The organism is Desertivirga xinjiangensis (genome assembly GCF_024436435.1).
Taxonomy (GTDB): Bacteria; Bacteroidota; Bacteroidia; order Sphingobacteriales; family Sphingobacteriaceae; genus Desertivirga; species Desertivirga xinjiangensis.
In genome coordinates this window covers 377,391-397,323 of sequence record NZ_JAFMZP010000004.1, presented here as the reverse complement: position 1 = coordinate 397,323, position 19,933 = coordinate 377,391, and the positions used below count along the sequence as shown (strand labels likewise).

The following is a 19,933-nucleotide window of genomic DNA, read 5'->3' as shown; positions in this document are numbered from 1 at the left end:
ACAGATCTGGAATGGTTGTATACCTAAAAGAACCTTTTCATAATAGTTAAAACTAATTCACTTGAATTTAATTTATCAAGTAAAATACATTCTATGAAAACATGGAAAACTACTTTAACACTCTCATTGACCCTGCTCCTGTTGGGCAACATCGCTTCTGCCCAAAGAGGCTTACCGCCTAAAAAGAAAACACGATCTGCCCATGTAACCAAGTATCCTCAGCATCTTGATTTCCTACCGGAAATGGTTAAATTATTAAAAGTACCGGAAGGGTGGAATGTAAGTATAGCAGCCTCCGGATTAGGCAGGCCGCGGATGCTTTATAACGGGCCCAACGGTGAGCTCTATATAACCAGGCGCGACGCCGGGGACGTACTGATGCTGAAAGATAAAGACGGAGACTCGAAGTTCGAAGAGCTGAAAACGGTATTGTACGAATTTAAAGGCGTTCATGGTATAACCATGAAAGACGGCTATATGTATCTGTGTAATAATATGCAGCTACGCCGTTATCCCGTAAAGGCAGATGGCACCCTTGGAGACATGGAGCTTTTGATAAGCGATCTGCCTAATGGCGGGCAGCACCCGAACCGGACCATCGACTTCGGACCAGACGGAATGCTTTACATCAGCGTTGGCACCCTTTGTAACGATTGCAAGGAGAGTGATAAGGAAGCTGCGACGATGTTGCAGGTTGATCCAAAAACCTGGAAGCGTACTATCTTCGCCAGCGGTTTACGAAACACGATCGGCTTTGATTTTCATCCTCAAACCGGCGAGTTATGGGGCATCGACAATGGAGGCGACGCCAAAGGCAGTAAATGGCCACCTGAGGAAGTTAACCATATCATTAAAGGAGGAAATTACGGCTATCCTTTCGCCTATGGAAAACGTGAAGTGGATCGGAGCCGGGAGGATCCTCCCGGAGACATCAAAGAAGAATGGGTAAAAACAACACAACCCTCTGTACTTGAACTTCGGGCACATATGGCTCCCATTGCTTTCCAGTTTTTTGGAAATGCCAAAAATATTCCCCAGGATTATAATGGAGACGGACTTGTTGCCTGGCATGGTTCCTGGAATTCGAGCAAACCTGTCGGCTTTAAAGTTCAGCGAATAAAGTTTTCGAATGGTACTGCGGTCGGCGCCGAAGACTTTCTTACAGGCTTCTTAAAACCAGGCTTCCTGATGTTCAAACGGAAAGCCAGGTTTGGCCGTCCTGCGGGGATCAGCATAACACCATCAGGTATGGTGTATATTTCTGATGATGCAAACGGGGTTATTTATGCCATTAAAAGAGATTAAAAGAACTATCTGATGAAAACAATAAAATTACTCTTCTTCAGTCTTTGTTTAGTTGCCGGCTGTATAGCAATTAAGCCCACGGAGCGTATTGCTTTTGAAGCGCCCGACAGCTACCCTGAAGGTGTGGCATACGACAGTGTGAGAAATGTCTACTATGTATCGTCAGCCCGGCTGGGTGTTATTGGCAAAGTAGGCCCGCAAGGTGGCTATTCTGTATTTCATGGCGACAGCACCCTGAAATCTACCTATGGTATGAAAATACATCCGGATGGAAAGCGCTTATTTGTTTGTGTTGGAGACGCTAACTACAGCAAATATACTTCGCCGGAAACACGAAATAAGATGATACGACTGATTAGTATTGATCTGGACAACGGAAAGCGATTGACGGATCTTGACCTGTCTGGCCTCCTGCCAGGCGAACACTTCCCCAACGATATCACGTTCGGTGATAATGAGAATATTTATATGACGGATAGTTATTCTCATGCTATTTATAAGATTACTCCACAGGGCCAGGTCTCTCTATTTGCTAAAGATGAACAATTTGAAACGGATGGCATTGGTTTAAATGGTATTGCTTATCATCCTGCAGGATATCTGATAGTTGATAACAGCAATACTGGCCAGCTTTATAAAGTAGAGATCAGGAACCCGAAAAATGTGCAGCGGATTGCTTTAGACCAGTACTTCCTGGGTGGAGACGGATTACTTCTCAATGACCCTGAACACCTGACCATAGTAGTGAATGGCGGAAATGATAAGATCTTCAAGCTTCACTCAAACGATAACTGGCAAAGTGCAAAACTTTCGGCTACAACATTAATCGCCGATCGTTTCACCTACCCGGCTACGGCCACAAAGAATGGAAAGGATGTATGGATAATGAACGCCAGGTTTAATGAATTGCTTGACAGCAATGCTGTTCCAAGCAAACAGTTTGCCATTCAACGTGCTGTATTTAAACCTGTTCCTAAATCAAAGTAGTGGTTAATGATTTTATCAAGGTGGGGTTGGAATCGTAAACCAGAATGTACTTCCTTTCCCCACATCACTGATTACTCCAATATTACCATCATGCTTTTTTATTATTTCAGCACTAATATATAGACCAAGTCCTAAACCAGAGTATTGCATCCCTGTACTATCAGCCCGGTAATACCTGTCAAACAGGTTGGAAACTTTATCCCCGGCAATGCCGGGGCCGGTATCTGTAACAGATATTTTTACTACCGACCCTTCCTTCATTATCTCAATAAAGATCTCTTTGGACTGGGGTGCGTATTTAATTGCATTGTTAACGAAATTTATTAAAACCTGCTCTATTCGTTCCGGATCTGCATTTATTTCCAGATCGATGTCTCCGCGGAGAATTATTGAATACTCGCCAGACTGGCGAATATGATGGCAGCAGGTATTGATTAGCTCAGCTGGCTTAAACCGCGACTTTCGCAAATGAATCTGGCCTTGCGTAGATTTACTTGCATTTAAAAGGTCATTTACTAATCCGGTTACCTTTCCTATACTTATATTGCTTTGTTCAATTAGTTTTACCATGACACTATCAACCACCTTCGATTTCATTCTATCCAAAAGTTGAAGTGAGGCCTTTAGAGTGGTAAGCGGTGTTTTGAGTTCATGACTGGCAATACTTATAAAATCATCCTTCTGCTGTTGCAGCATTTTTAGTTCATGAATGTCAGTAGATGTGCCTATCCAAAAATCGATGTTCCCATTCGATTTCAAGACTCGCTTAATACGGGTCAGATGCCACCTGTAAGTACCATCATGGCGTTTATACCGGGCCTCAATATCCTGCTCTAAATGAGTCTCGCGTATTTTGTCACCTATCCCCAGCGCTATTGGCAAGTCGTCAGGATGGAGTACTTGTTGCCATCCATAGCCCTTTGACTGCTCAAAACTAAGGCCAGTGTATGAATACCACTGCTTATTGAAAAAAGTAGCTTCTCCTCTATCAGTTATCGTCCAGGAAATTTGTGGCATAGCCTCCATAATGGCATTAAACCTATCGGCGTGTTCTTCGGCTTGCTTCCTTGCTTTGACCTGTTCAGTAACTTCATAAGCGAAAACAAGGATACCATCAATTATTTCATCGCTGTTATACCTGGGCTTGTAAATAAAGTTCCAGTAGATTTCCTCCGGTTGGCTATTTTCATGTCGTGCAAGTTGGGTTAATACTTCTTTCCCTTCAAATGTCTCGCCGCGCAGATAAACACTGCTAAGTATTTCCATCAGGGGATGACCATTCATTTCAGGCAGCGCTTCCAAAACAGGCTTTCCCAACAGAGAACGGCCGGGAAAGATACTTTGATAAGTAGGATTAACCAGCTCATAAACAAAATCGGGGCCGTGCAAAATGCAAACTGCGCCGGGAGCCTCCATAAACAGAGAATGAAATTCTTTTCTTTTTAATTCCGCTACTTCAACAGCAATCCGATCTTGCCTGGCCAGTTCAAATGTACTAGTGATGTCAATGGTTACATGTATAATATATTTGATATTTCCTTCGGCGTTTAAGACCGGACTATTGTAGGCTTGCCAATATCTTGTTTCAAAGAAACAGGTACCTCGAACAGGAATATCGTAGCGCTGACTCGACAGTGTCGTTTCCTTTTTCGTCAATACGCATTCTATCAACTTATTCCTTGACTCCCTAACATTCCCAGTTTCCGGGTCATCGGGATTTTCGGGAAATGCTTCAAGGAATCCTATCCCGATGAGATTTTCCGGAATTGTTCCGGTTGCCCTGTAATAAGCAGGGTTAGCATATATTATAGTAAAGACTGGAATATTCGGTCCCAGAATTATAGTTGGAGGTCCAGCCGCCAGAGATTGTCGAACTTCGTCAGAGATAAGATACATATAAGGTATATCGAATGAGATAGCAATAACTATGCTAGCAGATACCTGTTTAGTATATCATTGTGAGAATTGGGAAAATGGGTTGGATTGGTTCCGGTCATCATCCGAGCGCTGTTCGTCCGTCATTTGCTCAAACAGGCTGTTCAAAATCGTATATGAAGAGATGCTTGCTTATTTAATCAGGCCTATCCTAAGGCTTTAGAAAAAGCTGAAAGAGATCTGTGAAAATAGTTATAGGTGCACGCTTGCCGCGCGTACCTATAACTGGCCTTGCATTACACTAAGCATCGATATGAGCACCGATAACCTCCAGCAACATATCGATATCAAAGGGCTTGCCGACAACGTCGTCCGCACATACTTCTTTTACTTTACTAGCCTTCATATGCGTAGAAAGAACAACGATAGGAATGTGGCCGAACTGCTGATCTTTCCGGATCTTTTCGCACAGTGCTGTACCTTCTGGTGTAATATGTTGAACATCCAGCAGAATTAAGTCGGGATCCTCTTTCCCAAGATTTTCAAGAACCTCCTTTTCTGAAGAAAATCCTGCAACATCATATCCTTCTTCTATTAATACATAACTCACAACTTCGAGAATATCCCTATCCTGCTCGAATACTAAAACTCTTTTCCTCACTCTATACCAGATATAACGCAAAAATAAAAAATTTTAGCATCAAATAGATTTTTTCAGGGCTATAAGGTTGGCCGTTATTAGTGAATTGAAGAATCTCTTTCTCTCGGTTGTATTATCGGCCGATTCAATATCCCTCTGCTCAGGACTAATACCAATGGAATGGAGGAAACCTGCTGTTTGTTCAGACATAACAAAAATACTTATATTTCTTTTTATCAAGTATTTACAACCTTTGAAATAATCTGGCAAGGAAGAATTTCTGTCTATCGTTATCGACGACATTTATGAATAGGAAACGAGAATATCCATCAAAGAGCAAATTCACAGCTTGATTTTCTACCTTTGCTCATATTCGGAACATACTTCCTCTTCATTAAATTAGAAGGTGTTGTTCCTTGTTTCTTAGGTTAAGCCGGTTTTTGGCTGTACAAACCATCAAGTTTATTGCACGCTTATCAACCTATATAAGTAGTGCTATTCGTTAATTTCCCAATGGGAACAAACTGTTTAAAATGAAAAATTTTTGGAACATGACTTTTTTAGGTAACACCACTTTAGCCTGGATCACTGCAATTGTTATGCTGCTTGGAGGATTTTTGGCGATTCAGATCTTCAAAAAAATTATTATCTACCAGCTTAAAAAGTTATCAGGAAGAACCGCAACGTCGATTGATGATTTTCTTGTTACCACAATTGAGAAGTCGGTGGTTCCGCTATTTTATGTGGCTGCATTTTATTTTTCTCTTAATGCACTGACTTTTCCGGCCGCTGTTGGCCGGGCTATTCATGTTGCTTTTCTGTTTGCCTTTACTTTCTTTTTACTTGGTATCATTACCGCCATAATCCGGCAATTCCTTTTTTCCTTCATTCATAAACAGACTAATAGTGAAACCAAGGAAAAGCAGGCAAAGGGACTCCTGATCATCATCAATATTATTATTTGGGTGCTTGGTATCGTCTTTTTGATTGATAATCTCGGCTACGATGTCACCACCCTGATTACTGGGCTCGGAATTGGCGGTATTGCCATAGCCCTGGCTGCCCAAACTATTCTGGGAGACCTCTTCAGTTATTTTATTATCTTTTTTGACCGGCCGTTTGAAATAGGTGATTTTATTATTGTTAATGATAAGATGGGAACGGTAGAATACGTGGGAATTAAAACCACCCGTCTCAGGACCCTGGGTGGAGAACAGTTGGTTTGCTCTAATACCTATCTTACCAATGCACAGGTTCATAATTACAAAAGAATGGAGCAGCGGCGTATAATATTTCAGCTTGGTGTTGTCTATCAAACTTCAGCCGAACAACTGAAAAAGATCCCAGAAATAGTTAAAGCGATCATTCTGAGCAAAGAAAGTGTTCGGTTCGACCGCGCTCATTTTTCAGGCTTTGGAAATTCCAGTCTCGACTTCGAATTTGTTTACTACGTGGAAAGTGCCGATTTTAATTTTTATATGGACCGGCAGCAGGAAATTTACCTTGACATTTTCACCGCCTTTGAAAGGGAAAAAATTGAATTTGCCTATCCTACCCAAACCGTTTTTGTCAACCCTGCTGCAGTTTCTGACGCCGCTCCAGTCCTGGAGGTTTAAAATGAGAAGGTTAATGTAGTGGAAGTAAAAAACAAATAAAGAACTTTGGCAAAGATATTTTATAGATGAAAAAACTTCATTCAGACAGCATAAGTAAGATCAGATCGGTTATAGATCGCATTATGCTGTGGACAAGTCTGGCTTGTTCGCTGTTGATATTATTCCTGGTGGGATATAATACCAACCTTTTTCTGGAAAGTACAATGATGAAAGTCTTGATATTTTTCTTTGACAGCTTCATTGTCTTGCTTCTGGTAAAGATTCTCCTAATTATATCTATAAGAAAGAAATATAAAGTTTCCTTTTTAAGCGAGATTCTTTTATTCTTTTATTTAAGTCTTATATCCATTGTTAGATACAAGATGCTGGATGGAGGAGGGTTTGAAGGACCAGCCTGGATGTTCGTAGGTATTTTCGCTGTATTTATCGTTGAAGTATCAAAAACGAGCCTTTTCTTTGAGCATTTCTATCTTAACCCGACGGTCCTATTTATAATAAGCTTCCTGGTGTTGATTTTGATCGGCACGTTTCTACTCCTACTACCTAAATCGACAGTACAAAATGATTTAGAATTTTTAGATGCCCTGTTTATGTCTACCAGTGCAGTTTGTGTAACCGGCTTATCAGTCATAGATATCAGTCAGGATTTTACCTTGTTTGGACAGAACGTTATCCTCGTGTTAATTCAGCTCGGAGGGTTAGGGATCATGACCTTTACCGGATTCTTCGGCTTTTTCTTTACAGGGGCTCTATCTTATAAAAATCAGCTGATGTTTACGGAATTTGTCAATGAACGCAAAATCAGTTCGGTGGTAAAGGCGCTTACTACCATAGTTAGCATTACCTTCTTTTTTGAAGTAATTGGTGCCGTTTGGATATTTCTTTGTGTTGATTCAATAAGTTTTAAATCCCTCGGAGACCGAATTCATTTTTCCGTATTTCATTCTATTTCTGCCTTTTGCAACGCAGGATTCTCAACGCTGTCGAACGGCTTATACGATCTCAACTTCAGATTTAATTATTCTTTCCATTTTGTTGTGGCTGTGTTGCTGATTATTGGGGGAATGGGCTTTGCTCTTGTTCACAATATTTATCGTTTTCTCGTCCGCTGGTATGGCAATTTGAGGGACCGTTTAATGTACCGGCAAGCGTTCATCTTTAAACCATGGGTATTAAGCTTTAACTCCAGACTAATATCATGGACTACCATTTTTTTGATTATTTTTGGAACACTTGCCTGTTTGGCCCTGGAGCATCGTTTTACGCTTGCAGCACATTCTACGATCGGCGGTAAATTAGCCACAGCATTTTTTACCGGAGTAACCCCACGTACCGCAGGATTCAATACGGTGGATATGGCTTCGCTTTCCTTTCCGACAATTTTAATTGTCATGTTTTTAATGTGGATAGGAGGCTCGCCCGGATCGACAGCGGGAGGTATAAAAACAACAACGTTCGCGGTTGCGGCATTAAACATTTTTAGCCTTGCAAGAGGCTACAATCGGATTCAAATATTCCGGAGGGAAATTTCAGATGAATCTGTACGGAGGGCCTTTGCAATTATAATGCTCTCGATCGTCTCTTTAGCTATTGCAACCTTTTTACTCGCAATTACAGATGGTGATAAAGGCTTGCTTGCCCTTGCTTTTGAAAGCGTTTCTGCTTATAGTACGGTGGGCCTGACTCTGGGCATTACCCCCCGGATCAGCGATGCTGGTAAACTGATCTTAATTGCGACGATGTTCATGGGCCGTGTAGGAACATTAACACTTGTGCTCACTTTAATTAAAAGCATACAAAATAAGGGATATCAGTATCCCAAGGAAGAGGTTACATTTTAATTATTTATATGAAGTTTATTGTATTAGGATTAGGGAATTTCGGTGCATCGCTGGCTACCCGCTTAACAGAGATGGGACATGAAGTAATTGGTGTGGACAATAGCATGAAAAAGGTGGAACGATTGAAGGAAAAGATCACTCATACTGTTTGTATGAACTCTACTGATGAAGAAGCAGTATCATCGTTGCCTTTAGCCGATGCAGACGCGGTGATAGTTTCCATAGGCGAAGACGAAGCAGCCTCTCTTCTTACAACCGCCCTGCTCAAGCAATTAAAGGTAAAAAGAATTATAGGCAGGGTTGTTTCTCCTCTTCAGAAAATAGTACTCGATGCAATGGCCATAGAGGAATATATCCTTCCAGAAGAGGAATCGGCTGAACGCCTTGCAATGCGGCTGGATACGGTTGGAGTAATTGACTCGTTTAAAATATCTGAGCGATACAGCATTGTTGAAGCCCTTGTACCGGAACGGTTTGTGGGCAAGACAATCGGACAGGCAGATTTCAATAACCGCTATAAGGTACTGGTACTCACAACGATTAAATCTACCAGTAAGTCAGCTGATGGTACAGGGAGAAACCTTAAGGAAGCAACAGGAGTAGTAAAATCAAATACCCTACTGGAAGAAAAGGATATTTTGGTGATGTTTGGTGAGCTAATGGATATTCAGCGTCTGATCAAAGCGTGACCAGAGAGTTTGGAAGGCTTTTGCATAGGCAAAGCCCATTTTCTCTTCCAATTTCAGTTAATTTAAACCATGACTACCCCATCCTGTTAAACCTTTACATCTAAAGGAAAGTTATGGAATATTCAAAATGGAAATCATGTATTGAAGCATGCCTGCAATGCGCTGCGGTTTGCAATCATTGTGCAAGTCCATGCACTAAGGAAGAAGATATAGGAATGGTGGCAGCTTCATAATAATACGTAATTTCCAAAAATATGGTTTTTGCTATAGCTGCAATAGTCGTGCTTCTCTTTGTTTTATGGGGTATAATCTCGCCGCAAAACTTAGCTGAAACATCGACGTCTCTTTTAAACATCACTACTGAAAAATTTGGCTGGTTTTACCTTCTAGCTACTTTTTCATTCCTCCTGTTTTCTATTTTCCTGGCCTTTAGTCGCTATGGAAGTATAAAACTGGGTGAAGATGATGATGTACCGCAATATTCAAAGAAAAGCTGGTTTGCTATGCTGTTTAGTGCAGGCATGGGAATTGGGCTGGTTTTCTGGGGAGCTGCTGAACCTCTTAGTCACTATATTGATCCGCCTCAAAACGCCAGCCCTCAGACAGCAGAAGCTGCTAGGCTGGCCATGCGTTATTCTTTTTTTCATTGGGGACTGCACGCCTGGGCGATCTATACGGTTATCGGCCTAACCATCGCTTATTTCACTTTCCGTAAAAAACGATCCGGGCTCATTAGTAGTGTTTTCTTTCCCTTGATTGGAGAAAAAGCCGATGGTCCTTTAGGTAAGGCAATTGATATTCTGGCTATCATCGCTACCATTTTCGGAGTTGCTACGTCTTTGGGTCTCGGAACGCTGCAGATAAATGGTGGCCTGCACTCCTTAACGGGCCTTTCAAATAATTTTAGTACACAGTTGACCATCATTGTCATCGTGACGATCTTATATCTGGCCTCTGCTACTACCGGCCTTGATAAAGGTATAAAAATACTAAGTAACGCCAACCTGAGCATTGCTGTAGTTCTGCTGGTGTTTGTCCTGTTTGTTGGTCCTACATCTTTTATTTTCGATGTTTTCACAACCACTATCGGGAGTTATCTGCAAAACCTGGTTCAAATGAGCCTCACATTAACTCCCTTCAGTCAGGGAAACTGGATTAAAAGCTGGACTCTCTTCTATTGGGCATGGTGGATAGCCTGGGCTCCCTTTGTAGGAATGTTTATCGCCCGTGTTTCGAGGGGGCGAACTATTAAGGAGTTTGTTTTAGGAGTGTTGCTGGTTCCAAGTTTATTTGGCTTTTTATGGTTCGCCGTATTTGGTGGCACCGCTTTAAACCTTGAACTGTTTCATAATGGCAAGATAGCAGAAGCGGCACAGACTGATGTGACGTCGGCCTTGTTTAATACCTTACAGCAGTTGCCACTGGGAAATATTCTTTCTGCTATTGCTACACTGCTAATTATTACCTTCTTTATTACTTCCGCTGATTCTGCAACTTTTGTGCTTGGAATGCTATCATCTAAAGGAGTCCAAAATCCTTCAACTAAAATCAAACTCGTTTGGGGTTTATTGCAATCGTCTATAGCAGCAGTATTACTGCTTAGCGGCGGACTGCAGGGCCTTCAAACAGCTTCAATTATTGCAGCAGCACCATTTTCCATTATCCTGGCTTTTATGTGTTATTCATTGTATCTCGCTTTGCAGGAGGAATTCATGCCTCGAAAAAAGGATGACAAATCTCCGCCAAAGGCAGACTGATGTATTGAAACGGGTAGCGCAATGACTAGATCTACATTACTACGATAGATCGCGCGGTACTACAAAAAAAAATATTTTGAGTCAATTAATATTAATCGTATTATTGCGATATACTATGGGCGTAACTAAAACAGAAATATTCACTGATGAACAGAATCGACTGGCCACCATGCTAAAGGCACTCGCTCATCCCGCTCGCATCGCAATACTTCAAGAGATAATTAAACGCAAAACTTGTATCTGCGGAGGTTTAGTTGAAGAGCTTGGCCTCGCACAGGCCACCATTTCTCAACACTTGAAGGAATTGAAAAATGCTGGTTTGATACAGGGAACCATAGAGGGTGTCAGTATTTGTTATTGTATTAATCCCGAAAACTGGACATTATTAGAGAAAGCACTTGGAAGCTTCTTTGCCTCTTACAAGATGGAGAATTCCTGCTGCTAAAAAAATTTAAGAGCATATATCGTAAAATTGCAATAAACTGTTAGACTTATGAATAACCCAAATGCATTAAGCTGGAAAAGCTTTAAAAATAAACTAATAGAGAATCCGGGACTAGATCTTCAGTTTGAATACGAAGCAGGAAAATGGGTGGATCAGTCTTACCACATCACTGAAGTCAAACAAGCCCCAATCGTATCAGTGGACTGTGGAGGAATAAAAAATGAGTGGACAGAAATAATTATTCAGCTTTGGGAACCCGGAGTTAAACAACAGGAAAGGGCTATGAAAGCTCGTAAAGCGCTTTCTATCATTGATATTGTAGAAAAAGAGATTTTCTTAAACCCAGAGGCTGAAGTAAAGATCGAATTCGGAAATTCAAAATTTGATACCCGCCAGATGTATCCCACCCAAATTACTATAGATGGAGATAATTTGATTGTAATTCTAAGTCCGGATGCAGTGCAATGCAAAGCCATTACTCGTGGCGGAAGTTGTGGCACCACGGATTCAGGTGAAGACTGCTGCACCTCCGATGTGAAAGACCTGAAACCTAAAATTCAATTACAAAATCTCGCGACTGAAATTACTTGTACTCCAGGTTCAGGCTGCTGCTAAATAAGTATTAATCATCAATAAGCATTGACATGTCAGCAACTAATTGCGCACCGGTAGTGGAGCGAAAGAAGCTAGGTTTTCTTGACAGATACTTAACCTTATGGATATTCCTTGCCATGGCTATCGGAGTAGCTATTGGCTACTTCATGCCCTCTTCCTCCCGGTTTATCAATTCTTTCTCGAGTGGAACAACAAATATTCCCCTTGCGGTAGGCTTGATCCTAATGATGTACCCGCCCCTCGCAAAGGTGAAATATGAAAATATGGGAGAAGTATTTAAAGATACGAAGGTACTGGGAGCATCCCTATTTCTAAACTGGGTTGTAGGGCCGATACTGATGTTCTTCCTTGCAATTTTCTTTCTGAGGGATTACCCGGAATATATGGTTGGCCTCATTTTGATTGGTCTTGCCCGCTGTATTGCAATGGTGGTGGTATGGAACGAACTAGCCGAAGGTAACAGGGAATACGGGGCGGGTCTGATCGCACTGAACAGCATCTTCCAGGTATTATTATACAGCGTTTACGCTTATATTTTCATTACCATCTTGCCTCCCTATTTTGGCCTTGAATCCCTTCAGATCGATATCACTATAGGCGAGATCGCAGAAAGCGTAGGCATTTATTTAGGTATTCCCTTTGCTTTAGGTATTATTAGCCGCTATTCCCTTATCAAGCTTAAGGGCGAAAGGTGGTTCCAGAAAAGATATATACCCATGATCTCTCCAATTACCTTGATTGCCTTGCTGTTCACCATTGTAGTGATGTTCAGCTTAAAAGGCGAACTGATCGTACAAATTCCAATGGATGTCATCCGGATTGCCATACCACTGGTGATTTATTTTGCTGTTATGTTCCTGGCTAGCTTCTTTATTGGAAAATCCTTTGGAGCCGACTATTCAAGAAGCACCTCCATTGCTTTCACTGCAACAGGAAATAACTTTGAGCTGGCTATTGCAGTGGCAATTGGTGTGTTTGGTATTAACTCCGGACAGGCATTTGCCGGCGTAATCGGCCCGCTTGTAGAAGTACCTGCTCTGATTGCTCTTGTGAAGGTAGCGTTTTGGCTCCGCAATAGATATTATAGACACGAATCCGTTTTAGCTAAATAAAATTTTATACTATACCCTTACCCTAAATGAAAATCGCTTTATTTTCAGACATACACGCAAATCTTCCGGCACTAGAGGCTTTTTTTGCCGACATAGAATCCAGAGACATCGATGCAATATACTGTCTTGGAGATCTGGTAGGCTATAACATCTGGCCGAACGAAGTCATTAATGAAATTAAAAGACGGAAAATTCCAACTATCACCGGGAACTATGATTTCGGCATAGGCAGAAATATCGATGAATGTGGTTGCGCCTATAAAACAGATCTGGAGAAAGAAATGGGCAAAGTTTCTATCTCGTACACTAATGAAATTGTCAGAGAAGCTGAAAGAGCGTATTTAAGGACACTTCCTGCTCATATCAAAGTCGAATATCAGCTTAACGATGATAAAATGAACCTGCTTCTGGTTCATGGAAGTCCGAGGAAAGTGAATGAGTACTTATTTGAGGATAGGGAAGAGAAAAGCTTACTACGCATCATGGAGCAGGCAGATGCTGATATCCTTTGTTTTGGGCATACTCATAAACCTTACCATCGGATTATTGCTGAAGCAAGCGGAAGATATCGCCATGCAGTAAATATTGGTTCTGTTGGGAAACCCAAGGACGGAGATCCGAGAGGATGTTATGTTATCTTAACCATCAACCATACTAGTTCTGTGCTGGATAAAGACGCCATCCAGGTAGAATTTGTACGTTTTAAATATGACGTAGAAAAGGCAGCTAAGGCGGTTGAAAACAGTCCGCTCCCCAATGGTTTTGCAGATATGTTAAGAACAGCCTGATGAGAATTGCATTATTTTCAGACATTCACGCCAACCTTCCGGCATTTGAGGTTTTTTTGAAGGATTTGGATGACAGAAAACCTGATGTGGTTTATTGTCTGGGTGACCTTGTAGGATATAATGTCTGGCCGAACGAAGTGATTTCGGAAATCAGAAGACGCAGCATAGCAACTTTAGCAGGAAACCACGATGTAAAAGTTAAAAAGACAATTTCGGAGGTAACCGGCAAGGACTATGCTTACCAACTGATCACAGCTGAAAACAAAGAATATTTGAAGGCGCTACCTGCTCATATCCGCCTGGAGTATAAGTTGGGTAGTGAAAACTTCAATATCCTGCTGGTACATGGCAGTCCCAGAAGTAATGACGAATATATTCTTGAGGATACGGATGAGCACTATGTCCGAGGACTGCTTTTTGAAGCTAAAGCCGATATTCTTTTTTGCGCTCATTCTCACAAGCCATATCATCGGATTCTTTCCCGGGATGACCGCTTTGCTCATATTATCAATACCGGCTCCGTTGGTAAACCAAAAGATGGCGATCCACGTGGTGGGTATGTATTATTTACGCTTAACGAGAACAGTACTCTATCAGAAAAGGAAAGTGTAAAAGTCGAGTTTATTCGTTTCGAATATGATGTAGATCAGGCGGCCCTTGCAGTTGAAAAAAGCCCGCTGCCTGAAGAATTTGCAGATAGACTACGAAAAGCGTATTAATCTAATTATTTGCTCCACAAACTTACCTCTTTTTTTGTCCTGCAGACTAGCTATCAGAACTTATTGCATTGCTGATTGTTATAAGAAGTCCTTATATTGATCCACTAAATCTGCATATCTGTTTGGAACCAGAAAACAACACGCTCAATTTCAACACACTGAAAGCTCAATACGATCAGATAAGTGCTTCGTATAATGCTTTACAAAATGAATTAAAAGAGGTAAAACAAGAAGCGCAACGATTTCACGAAAGTGATGAACGCTTTAAGACCATTTTCGAGCAGTCTAGTGTAGCTAATAAAATTATAAATGCTGACCTAGAGATCCTGGAAATAAATCAGGCAGTAGTTGACTTATTAGGCTATCGGAAAGAAGAAATAATCGGATCAAGAATCAGAGACTTTTCAAGGGCTGATTTTAATGAGCGATGGCAACGTTTACAGACTGAATTATGGGAAAAACGAGTGCCAAAATTCAATTTTGAAGTTTGCTTGATTAAGAAAGACAAGACAGAGGTATGGTGCATTGTTGAATCTATTCTTTTTAAAGACCGGGATCAGACGCTAGGCTATACATTACTACAAAACATTACTGACAGAAAGCGAAATGAACAGTCGAAAGATGAAGTTCTGGGTATTGTTAGCCATGAATTAAAAACCCCAATAACGTCTTTAAAAGCTTATGGCCAGGTGTTGGAGAGAATTTTTAAGTCGGAAAGTAATGCGTTCGCCGGAGCCATGCTAAGAAAGATGAATATTCAGGTGATTAAACTCACTCGATTAATTCACGACCTCTTGGATATAACCAGGATGGAAGGAGGAAAATTCGCGCTTAATTTGGTTACCTATTCATTCAGCGACCTTCTTAATGAGGTGGTGAATGATATCCGGGCGACATCAAATTACCATATCAACCTTCAAACAATTGAAAACGTTAATTGCTATGGCGATAAGGGCAGAACAGAGCAGGTTCTAATAAATTTGATAAACAACGCTATTAAATACTCTCCGGGAGAGGATAAAATTGTAGTGAGGCTAGACCGAAACGAAAAGGAACTAATCTGTAGTGTGCAGGATTTTGGAATGGGTATCCCTGCTCAAAAGCACGAAAATTTGTTTGAAAGGTACTTTCGGGTTGAAAATGAGAACACTCAGAATATTGCCGGGTTAGGACTCGGCCTTTATATTTCCGCAGAGATGATCCATCGGCAAAATGGCCGCATTTGGGTAGAAAGTGAAGAAGGTAAAGGAAGCACGTTTCATTTTAGTCTGCCCTGTTTATGACGATTTCAATCATAAACATTATAGCTCGAGTTACCATATGTGAATTATGTAATTTTTGTTCCGTTTTATGTAAACAATGCGCTCAATTGAATGTCTATTTTTATAGTAGCTATTTTCCGGCATAGGCGCTCTTACTTTTAAGTCTCCTATCAACCTCCTGTTTATAGTCTTTATGAAGTATTAGCCGGAGGCCTGCTTTTGGTTAATAACTACAATTTATGGTTAATGCTCTTAAAATGTCAAAAATTAGTTTCAACAATGCCAATGGCCTTTTCTTTAAAGCTTTAAAAGAAAAGGTAAATTCTTATTTTATTCAGAATAACCTTTCAAAAACAGGAGGAATAAAACTTTTTTTTAAAAGTTTGATACTTAGCCTTTCTGCCATCTCGATCTATATTATCCTGGTATTCTTTACTCCGGGTGATGTTCCAGCAGTGATCTTATGCGGATTGCTGGGCTGTAATCTAGCCTTCATTGGTTTTAATATCATGCATGAGGGGGGACACGGGAGTTTTTCGCGGCATAAATGGTTAAACGAAGTGTCTGCCTATTCTTTAAATATCCTGGGAGGCACCATACACTTCTGGAAACAGCGGCATAATATTGATCATCATACTTATACAAATATTGAAGGCATGGATCATGATATCGATATTAAGTTTATGCGGATGCATGAAGAACAACCACGCCGCTGGTACCATAAATTCCAGCATATATACTGGGTTCTCCTGTACGGCATATCCTATATTATATGGATTCTATATCAGGACTTTGAAAAGTATTTCCGGATATTGAAAGACCCTGCCGCAAAGAAAATGAACCGCAAAGAGCATCTGGTATTCTGGTTAACGAAACTCTTCTACGTTTTTGTTTACCTTTTACTTCCGGTAATTATGCTTGGATGGCTTAAAGCGCTCACGGGGTTCTTTATTGCTGCTGTGGTTTGTGGGTTCTCAATCAGTATTGTATTTCAGCTTGCTCATGTGGTAGAGGGTACGCAATTTCCTGAGCCAGATAAAAACAGCAACAAAATCCAGAAGGAATGGGCTGTACATCAGATCAGTACCACTGCAAACTTTGCCACTGGAAGTAAAATCGCTTCCTGGTTTCTGGGCGGATTGAATTTTCAGGTTGAACATCACCTGTTTCCCGGAATAAGCCATATCCATTACCCTCAAATTAATAAACTGGTAAAAGAAACCTGTGAGGAATTTAATGTTACTTACCTGGAACACAGAACTATGGCAAGAGCATTCTTTTCGCATCTCCTGCATATAAAAAGGCTGGGAAATGCTTAGCCTTGAAAAAATGTCTGAGATCTATTCCCTGGCGCCATTTTCCAGATGCTTCATTACCGGTGTCGCTGTAAGGCCATGTATAATAATTGATAAGAGAATGGTGAAGGCTACAATTGCCCACAATTCATCTTTGCCTTCGAAATTTGCTTCGCCGAATGCGAAAGCTAAATAAAATATTGACCCTATACCCCGGATGCCAAAAAAACTAATCGCTAACCTTTCTTTGATATGCATTTTAGTTCCATATAAACTACAGATTGCAGCAACCGGCCTGATAATAAAAACAAATATAATGGCAAAGAAGGCCATACCCCATGTCAATGGTTCTAAAATCCCCGAGACTAAAGCCCCTCCGAAAAGTATAAGTACAACCGCAACTAACAACCGTTCCGTCTGATCGACAAAGGAATGCATGTTGTCGTGATAATCATGCTGTTTATCAAAATGTCTTAAAGTTATTGAACTTACAAAAACTGCTATAAACCCGTAACCATGAACGAGTTCTGTTACACCATATACGATTAGTGTAAGAGAAATAGCCAGAAACCCATCTCTGGTTTTTATAGAAGCATATCGCTCCGTTAAATTGAAAACTAAATATCCTACAATCCTTCCAAAGGCATAACCTATTGCAAGCCCTAAAATAATTTTATAGAGAAAATAGTAACCAGCCCAGGACAAAACAGGGTTACCGCTACTGGTACCATTAGCTATTTGAGCTACTATGATAGCAAGCCAGGTAAAAGGAAAGGCCATACCATCATTTAAACCTGCTTCTGAAGTCAGGGAAAACTTTGTTTCCGATTCTATGCGCTCTTTAGGCGGACCTACCTGCACGTCGGACGCCAGTACGGGATCTGTGGGAGCAAGAGCAGCGCCCAGCAGTAAAGCGGAAGCCAAACTCAAGCCGAGAAGTGTGTAACCAAAAAGGGCAGCAAGCCCTATGCTAAGCAACATAGCAATGCTGATAAGCCTCAGAGGGGTTTGCCAACTTCTAAAGGAAAAAGCACGATTGAGTTTTATTCCTGTACCCATTAAAGAAATGATAACGATTAATTCAGCAATGCGAACTGACTGCACCGGATAAACATGAACATCTGGGGTAGGCAAAACGTCAGGGAAAAACTTATAAAAAAGGACTCCCGCAACAAGATATATTATTGAATAGGAAATTCCGGTCACCTTAGAAATGGCCGGCATCCATGCCATGCTGAATGCTGTGAAACCTATAAGCGCTAGTAAAAGGAAATATTCATCCATTTAAAGTACCTCTCAACTATTATACCAGCGAATGCGATGACTTGTGTAATCTAATTCATCATTAGTTAACAAAAAGGTAATCTTTTCCATGGTAACTTTGTGCGGTGAGCCAAACGCTACTTACCGACCAGGATTTAATCACTGCTATGAAAGATGGTGATCAAAAAGCCTTCGAACAGCTTTATGAACGTTATTGGCCGGAAGTGTATGCGATGATCTATCGGCGTATCTGTGATAGGGAAACTACAAAAGACATTGTACAGGAAATATTCATTAACCTTTGGCGCTATCGCGACAGGATCATAGCGGAGCGGTCTTTGGCTCCATGGTTAAATGTTACCGCTAAAAAACAGGCCATTTCCTGGTACAGGAAGCAAACAAGTACCCGGCAAAGGGAAATGCTTTATCAACAGGATGGAACTTTACCAACTTCATCAACAATCTTAGAAGCGAAAGAACTACAAGATTTATTAGACAGCGAAGTTGAAAAAATGCCCGTTAATATGAAGCAGGCCTTCCAGCTGAGTCGCTACGAAAACAAATCCATCAAGGAGATTGCGGCTGAACTGTCCCTTTCCGAACAAACCGTGAGGAATAATATTTCGATGGCCCTCGAACGCCTGAGATCGCAGACACGTAAATTCTATTCAGAACCAGCAAACCTGGCTGGAGTGTTGGCGGTGCTGTTAACAAAAATTTAACACATCAATAGCTTTTCCTTAAAGTACATTTTGGCTTCGGCTGCGAAGAGCATTATGTATGGCAAAGAAAAATATATTCGCGGAAAGGCGCAAAGCAGAGCTGCAAGCCGAAGCTTGGTTCCATCGTACGGATGATAGCGTCCCCTTCGAAGCATTTTCCAATCAGCAGGAAAAAACAAGGACAGGCGAAGAAATACTATACGGGATTCGCCGAAAGATCAAAATACAGAAGCTTTATAAATCCTGGCTTAAAGTGGCAGCCGCAGCTGTATTATTGCTTACTGCCGGAACCATTAGTTACCGGGTGTACGAAAGATCAACATCGCCAGTAATTGGAAAGACTTGGGACAGTTATACCGCCGGAAAAGGCGAGTTCAAGAAAATAACACTGCCCGATAGTACCGTTGTCCATTTACGACCAGGTTCAAAAGTGTCTGTTTCAAAGCCATTCCTACAACAGACGCGCCGGGTAGAACTGCAACAGGGAGAAGCGTATTTCGAAGTAAGTCATGACCCAAAGCATCCCTTTACAGTGACTACCGGTAAGATCATGACCGAGGTATTGGGGACTAAATTTATTATCAACAATGATCCTTTGGCAGCGGATATCAGGGTGGCACTATTAAGCGGAAAAGTTGCCGTACGTACTGCCAAAACCCAACTGGGAATTTTATCTCCCAATCAACAGCTTTCTTTTAATAGGATAAATGAGACGGCAAAGCTGGAAAGTGCTACAGCTTACTCTGCAGAAAATTGGCTAAACGGAGAATACATACTGGAAAACGTTCCTTTAAGATCATTCGCGAAAACGTTTAACAATGTGTTTTTAATGGAAGTAAAATTCGGACAGAAGGCGCTGGAAGATCTGCCTATTTCAATTCAGTTTAGTTTAGCAGATAGTCCCGGGGCAATTTTGGATCAGTTAAAGTTGATACACGGGCTTCATTATCAGATCAATGACAAGGAGGTGATATTGATGAGATAGTCTACTAAACAAAAACC

General features: G+C 41.1%; 19 protein-coding genes. 16 read left to right on the top strand and 3 right to left on the bottom strand.

Going from position 1 to position 19,933, the window contains the following annotated elements; translation table 11 throughout:
• The first annotated feature begins 93 nt into the window (after positions 1 to 93).
• Both J3P37_RS12985 and J3P37_RS12980 read left to right on the top strand, forming a co-directional pair.
• Positions 94 to 1,305, top strand: coding sequence for a PQQ-dependent sugar dehydrogenase (locus J3P37_RS12985; RefSeq protein ID WP_256011661.1), 1,212 nt, complete (start codon positions 94 to 96; stop codon positions 1,303 to 1,305).
• 12 nt (positions 1,306 to 1,317) lie between these two features.
• Entirely contained in the window at positions 1,318 to 2,292 is a 975-nt protein-coding gene (locus tag J3P37_RS12980; RefSeq protein WP_256011659.1) for a gluconolaconase, read from the top strand.
• A 15-nt stretch (positions 2,293 to 2,307) separates the two neighbouring features.
• Here J3P37_RS12980 and J3P37_RS12975 read toward each other — a convergent pair whose 3' ends face one another.
• Positions 2,308 to 4,188: a PAS domain-containing sensor histidine kinase gene (locus J3P37_RS12975; RefSeq protein ID WP_256011658.1), complete on the bottom strand. Its 1,881-nt coding sequence runs from the start codon at positions 4,186 to 4,188 to the stop codon at positions 2,308 to 2,310.
• Between the two features lie 280 nt (positions 4,189 to 4,468).
• Positions 4,469 to 4,828, bottom strand: a complete 360-nt coding sequence (locus J3P37_RS12970) for a response regulator (protein ID WP_256011657.1) — start codon at positions 4,826 to 4,828, stop codon at positions 4,469 to 4,471.
• A 512-nt stretch (positions 4,829 to 5,340) separates the two neighbouring features.
• Between J3P37_RS12970 and J3P37_RS12965 the strand changes: the two genes are divergently transcribed.
• The 12 genes from J3P37_RS12965 (at position 5,341) to J3P37_RS12915 (ending at position 16,970) form a co-directional block, all read left to right on the top strand.
• The gene (locus J3P37_RS12965) at positions 5,341 to 6,423 is read left to right on the top strand and encodes a mechanosensitive ion channel family protein (protein ID WP_256011656.1); all 1,083 of its coding nucleotides are present in this window, start codon (positions 5,341 to 5,343) and stop codon (positions 6,421 to 6,423) included.
• Between the two features lie 65 nt (positions 6,424 to 6,488).
• Positions 6,489 to 8,264, top strand: coding sequence for a TrkH family potassium uptake protein (locus tag J3P37_RS12960; protein WP_256011655.1), 1,776 nt, complete (start codon positions 6,489 to 6,491; stop codon positions 8,262 to 8,264).
• Positions 8,265 to 8,272: 8 nt separating this feature from the next.
• Positions 8,273 to 8,953 carry a potassium channel family protein gene (locus J3P37_RS12955; protein WP_256011653.1) on the top strand — a complete coding sequence of 227 codons (681 nt, stop codon included), beginning with the start codon at positions 8,273 to 8,275 and terminating at the stop codon, positions 8,951 to 8,953.
• Between the two features lie 113 nt (positions 8,954 to 9,066).
• Positions 9,067 to 9,186, top strand: coding sequence for a four-helix bundle copper-binding protein (locus tag J3P37_RS23235; protein WP_500793325.1), 120 nt, complete (start codon positions 9,067 to 9,069; stop codon positions 9,184 to 9,186).
• A gap of 21 nt (positions 9,187 to 9,207) precedes the next feature.
• Positions 9,208 to 10,710: a glycine betaine uptake BCCT transporter gene (locus tag J3P37_RS12950; protein ID WP_256011652.1), complete on the top strand. Its 1,503-nt coding sequence runs from the start codon at positions 9,208 to 9,210 to the stop codon at positions 10,708 to 10,710.
• 115 nt (positions 10,711 to 10,825) lie between these two features.
• On the top strand, positions 10,826 to 11,155 hold the full coding sequence (locus J3P37_RS12945) for an ArsR/SmtB family transcription factor (protein WP_256012020.1): 330 nt from the start codon (positions 10,826 to 10,828) through the stop codon (positions 11,153 to 11,155).
• A gap of 48 nt (positions 11,156 to 11,203) precedes the next feature.
• A complete protein-coding gene (locus J3P37_RS12940) occupies positions 11,204 to 11,770 on the top strand; it encodes a DUF6428 family protein (protein ID WP_256011651.1) in 567 nt (188 codons plus the stop codon).
• A 29-nt stretch (positions 11,771 to 11,799) separates the two neighbouring features.
• Entirely contained in the window at positions 11,800 to 12,882 is a 1,083-nt protein-coding gene (gene arsB, locus J3P37_RS12935; RefSeq protein WP_256011650.1) for an ACR3 family arsenite efflux transporter, read from the top strand.
• Between the two features lie 26 nt (positions 12,883 to 12,908).
• The gene (locus J3P37_RS12930) at positions 12,909 to 13,670 is read left to right on the top strand and encodes a metallophosphoesterase family protein (RefSeq protein ID WP_256011649.1); all 762 of its coding nucleotides are present in this window, start codon (positions 12,909 to 12,911) and stop codon (positions 13,668 to 13,670) included.
• On the top strand, positions 13,670 to 14,389 hold the full coding sequence (locus tag J3P37_RS12925; RefSeq protein ID WP_256011648.1) for a metallophosphoesterase family protein: 720 nt from the start codon (positions 13,670 to 13,672) through the stop codon (positions 14,387 to 14,389). The genes J3P37_RS12930 and J3P37_RS12925 overlap by 1 nt, the downstream gene beginning before the upstream one ends.
• A gap of 122 nt (positions 14,390 to 14,511) precedes the next feature.
• Positions 14,512 to 15,672 carry a sensor histidine kinase gene (locus tag J3P37_RS12920; RefSeq protein WP_256011647.1) on the top strand — a complete coding sequence of 387 codons (1,161 nt, stop codon included), beginning with the start codon at positions 14,512 to 14,514 and terminating at the stop codon, positions 15,670 to 15,672.
• Positions 15,673 to 15,908: 236 nt separating this feature from the next.
• The gene (locus J3P37_RS12915) at positions 15,909 to 16,970 is read left to right on the top strand and encodes a fatty acid desaturase family protein (protein ID WP_256011645.1); all 1,062 of its coding nucleotides are present in this window, start codon (positions 15,909 to 15,911) and stop codon (positions 16,968 to 16,970) included.
• Between the two features lie 21 nt (positions 16,971 to 16,991).
• Here the strand turns inward: J3P37_RS12915 and J3P37_RS12910 are convergent, their stop codons facing one another.
• On the bottom strand, positions 16,992 to 18,230 hold the full coding sequence (locus tag J3P37_RS12910) for a cation:proton antiporter (protein ID WP_256011644.1): 1,239 nt from the start codon (positions 18,228 to 18,230) through the stop codon (positions 16,992 to 16,994).
• A gap of 104 nt (positions 18,231 to 18,334) precedes the next feature.
• Between J3P37_RS12910 and J3P37_RS12905 the strand changes: the two genes are divergently transcribed.
• Both J3P37_RS12905 and J3P37_RS12900 read left to right on the top strand, forming a co-directional pair.
• Positions 18,335 to 18,931, top strand: coding sequence for an RNA polymerase sigma factor (locus J3P37_RS12905; RefSeq protein WP_256011643.1), 597 nt, complete (start codon positions 18,335 to 18,337; stop codon positions 18,929 to 18,931).
• Between the two features lie 58 nt (positions 18,932 to 18,989).
• Entirely contained in the window at positions 18,990 to 19,916 is a 927-nt protein-coding gene (locus J3P37_RS12900) for a FecR family protein (protein ID WP_256011641.1), read from the top strand.
• The last annotated feature ends 17 nt before the right edge of the window (positions 19,917 to 19,933 follow it).

Bases quoted from the DNA above. Each gene is read 5' to 3' on its own strand.
- J3P37_RS12985 (WP_256011661.1), top strand. From the start codon at position 94: ATGAAAACATGGAAAACTACTTTAACACTCTCATTGACCCTGCTCCTG.
- J3P37_RS12980 (WP_256011659.1), top strand. From the start codon at position 1,318: ATGAAAACAATAAAATTACTCTTCTTCAGTCTTTGTTTAGTTGCCGGC.
- J3P37_RS12975 (WP_256011658.1), bottom strand. From the start codon at position 4,188: ATGTATCTTATCTCTGACGAAGTTCGACAATCTCTGGCGGCTGGACCT.
- J3P37_RS12965 (WP_256011656.1), top strand. From the start codon at position 5,341: ATGAAAAATTTTTGGAACATGACTTTTTTAGGTAACACCACTTTAGCC.
- J3P37_RS12960 (WP_256011655.1), top strand. From the start codon at position 6,489: ATGAAAAAACTTCATTCAGACAGCATAAGTAAGATCAGATCGGTTATA.
- J3P37_RS12955 (WP_256011653.1), top strand. From the start codon at position 8,273: ATGAAGTTTATTGTATTAGGATTAGGGAATTTCGGTGCATCGCTGGCT.
- J3P37_RS23235 (WP_500793325.1), top strand. From the start codon at position 9,067: ATGGAATATTCAAAATGGAAATCATGTATTGAAGCATGCCTGCAATGC.
- J3P37_RS12950 (WP_256011652.1), top strand. From the start codon at position 9,208: ATGGTTTTTGCTATAGCTGCAATAGTCGTGCTTCTCTTTGTTTTATGG.
- J3P37_RS12945 (WP_256012020.1), top strand. From the start codon at position 10,826: ATGGGCGTAACTAAAACAGAAATATTCACTGATGAACAGAATCGACTG.
- J3P37_RS12940 (WP_256011651.1), top strand. From the start codon at position 11,204: ATGAATAACCCAAATGCATTAAGCTGGAAAAGCTTTAAAAATAAACTA.
- arsB (WP_256011650.1), top strand. From the start codon at position 11,800: ATGTCAGCAACTAATTGCGCACCGGTAGTGGAGCGAAAGAAGCTAGGT.
- J3P37_RS12930 (WP_256011649.1), top strand. From the start codon at position 12,909: ATGAAAATCGCTTTATTTTCAGACATACACGCAAATCTTCCGGCACTA.
- J3P37_RS12925 (WP_256011648.1), top strand. From the start codon at position 13,670: ATGAGAATTGCATTATTTTCAGACATTCACGCCAACCTTCCGGCATTT.
- J3P37_RS12915 (WP_256011645.1), top strand. From the start codon at position 15,909: ATGTCAAAAATTAGTTTCAACAATGCCAATGGCCTTTTCTTTAAAGCT.
- J3P37_RS12910 (WP_256011644.1), bottom strand. From the start codon at position 18,230: ATGGATGAATATTTCCTTTTACTAGCGCTTATAGGTTTCACAGCATTC.
- J3P37_RS12900 (WP_256011641.1), top strand. From the start codon at position 18,990: ATGGCAAAGAAAAATATATTCGCGGAAAGGCGCAAAGCAGAGCTGCAA.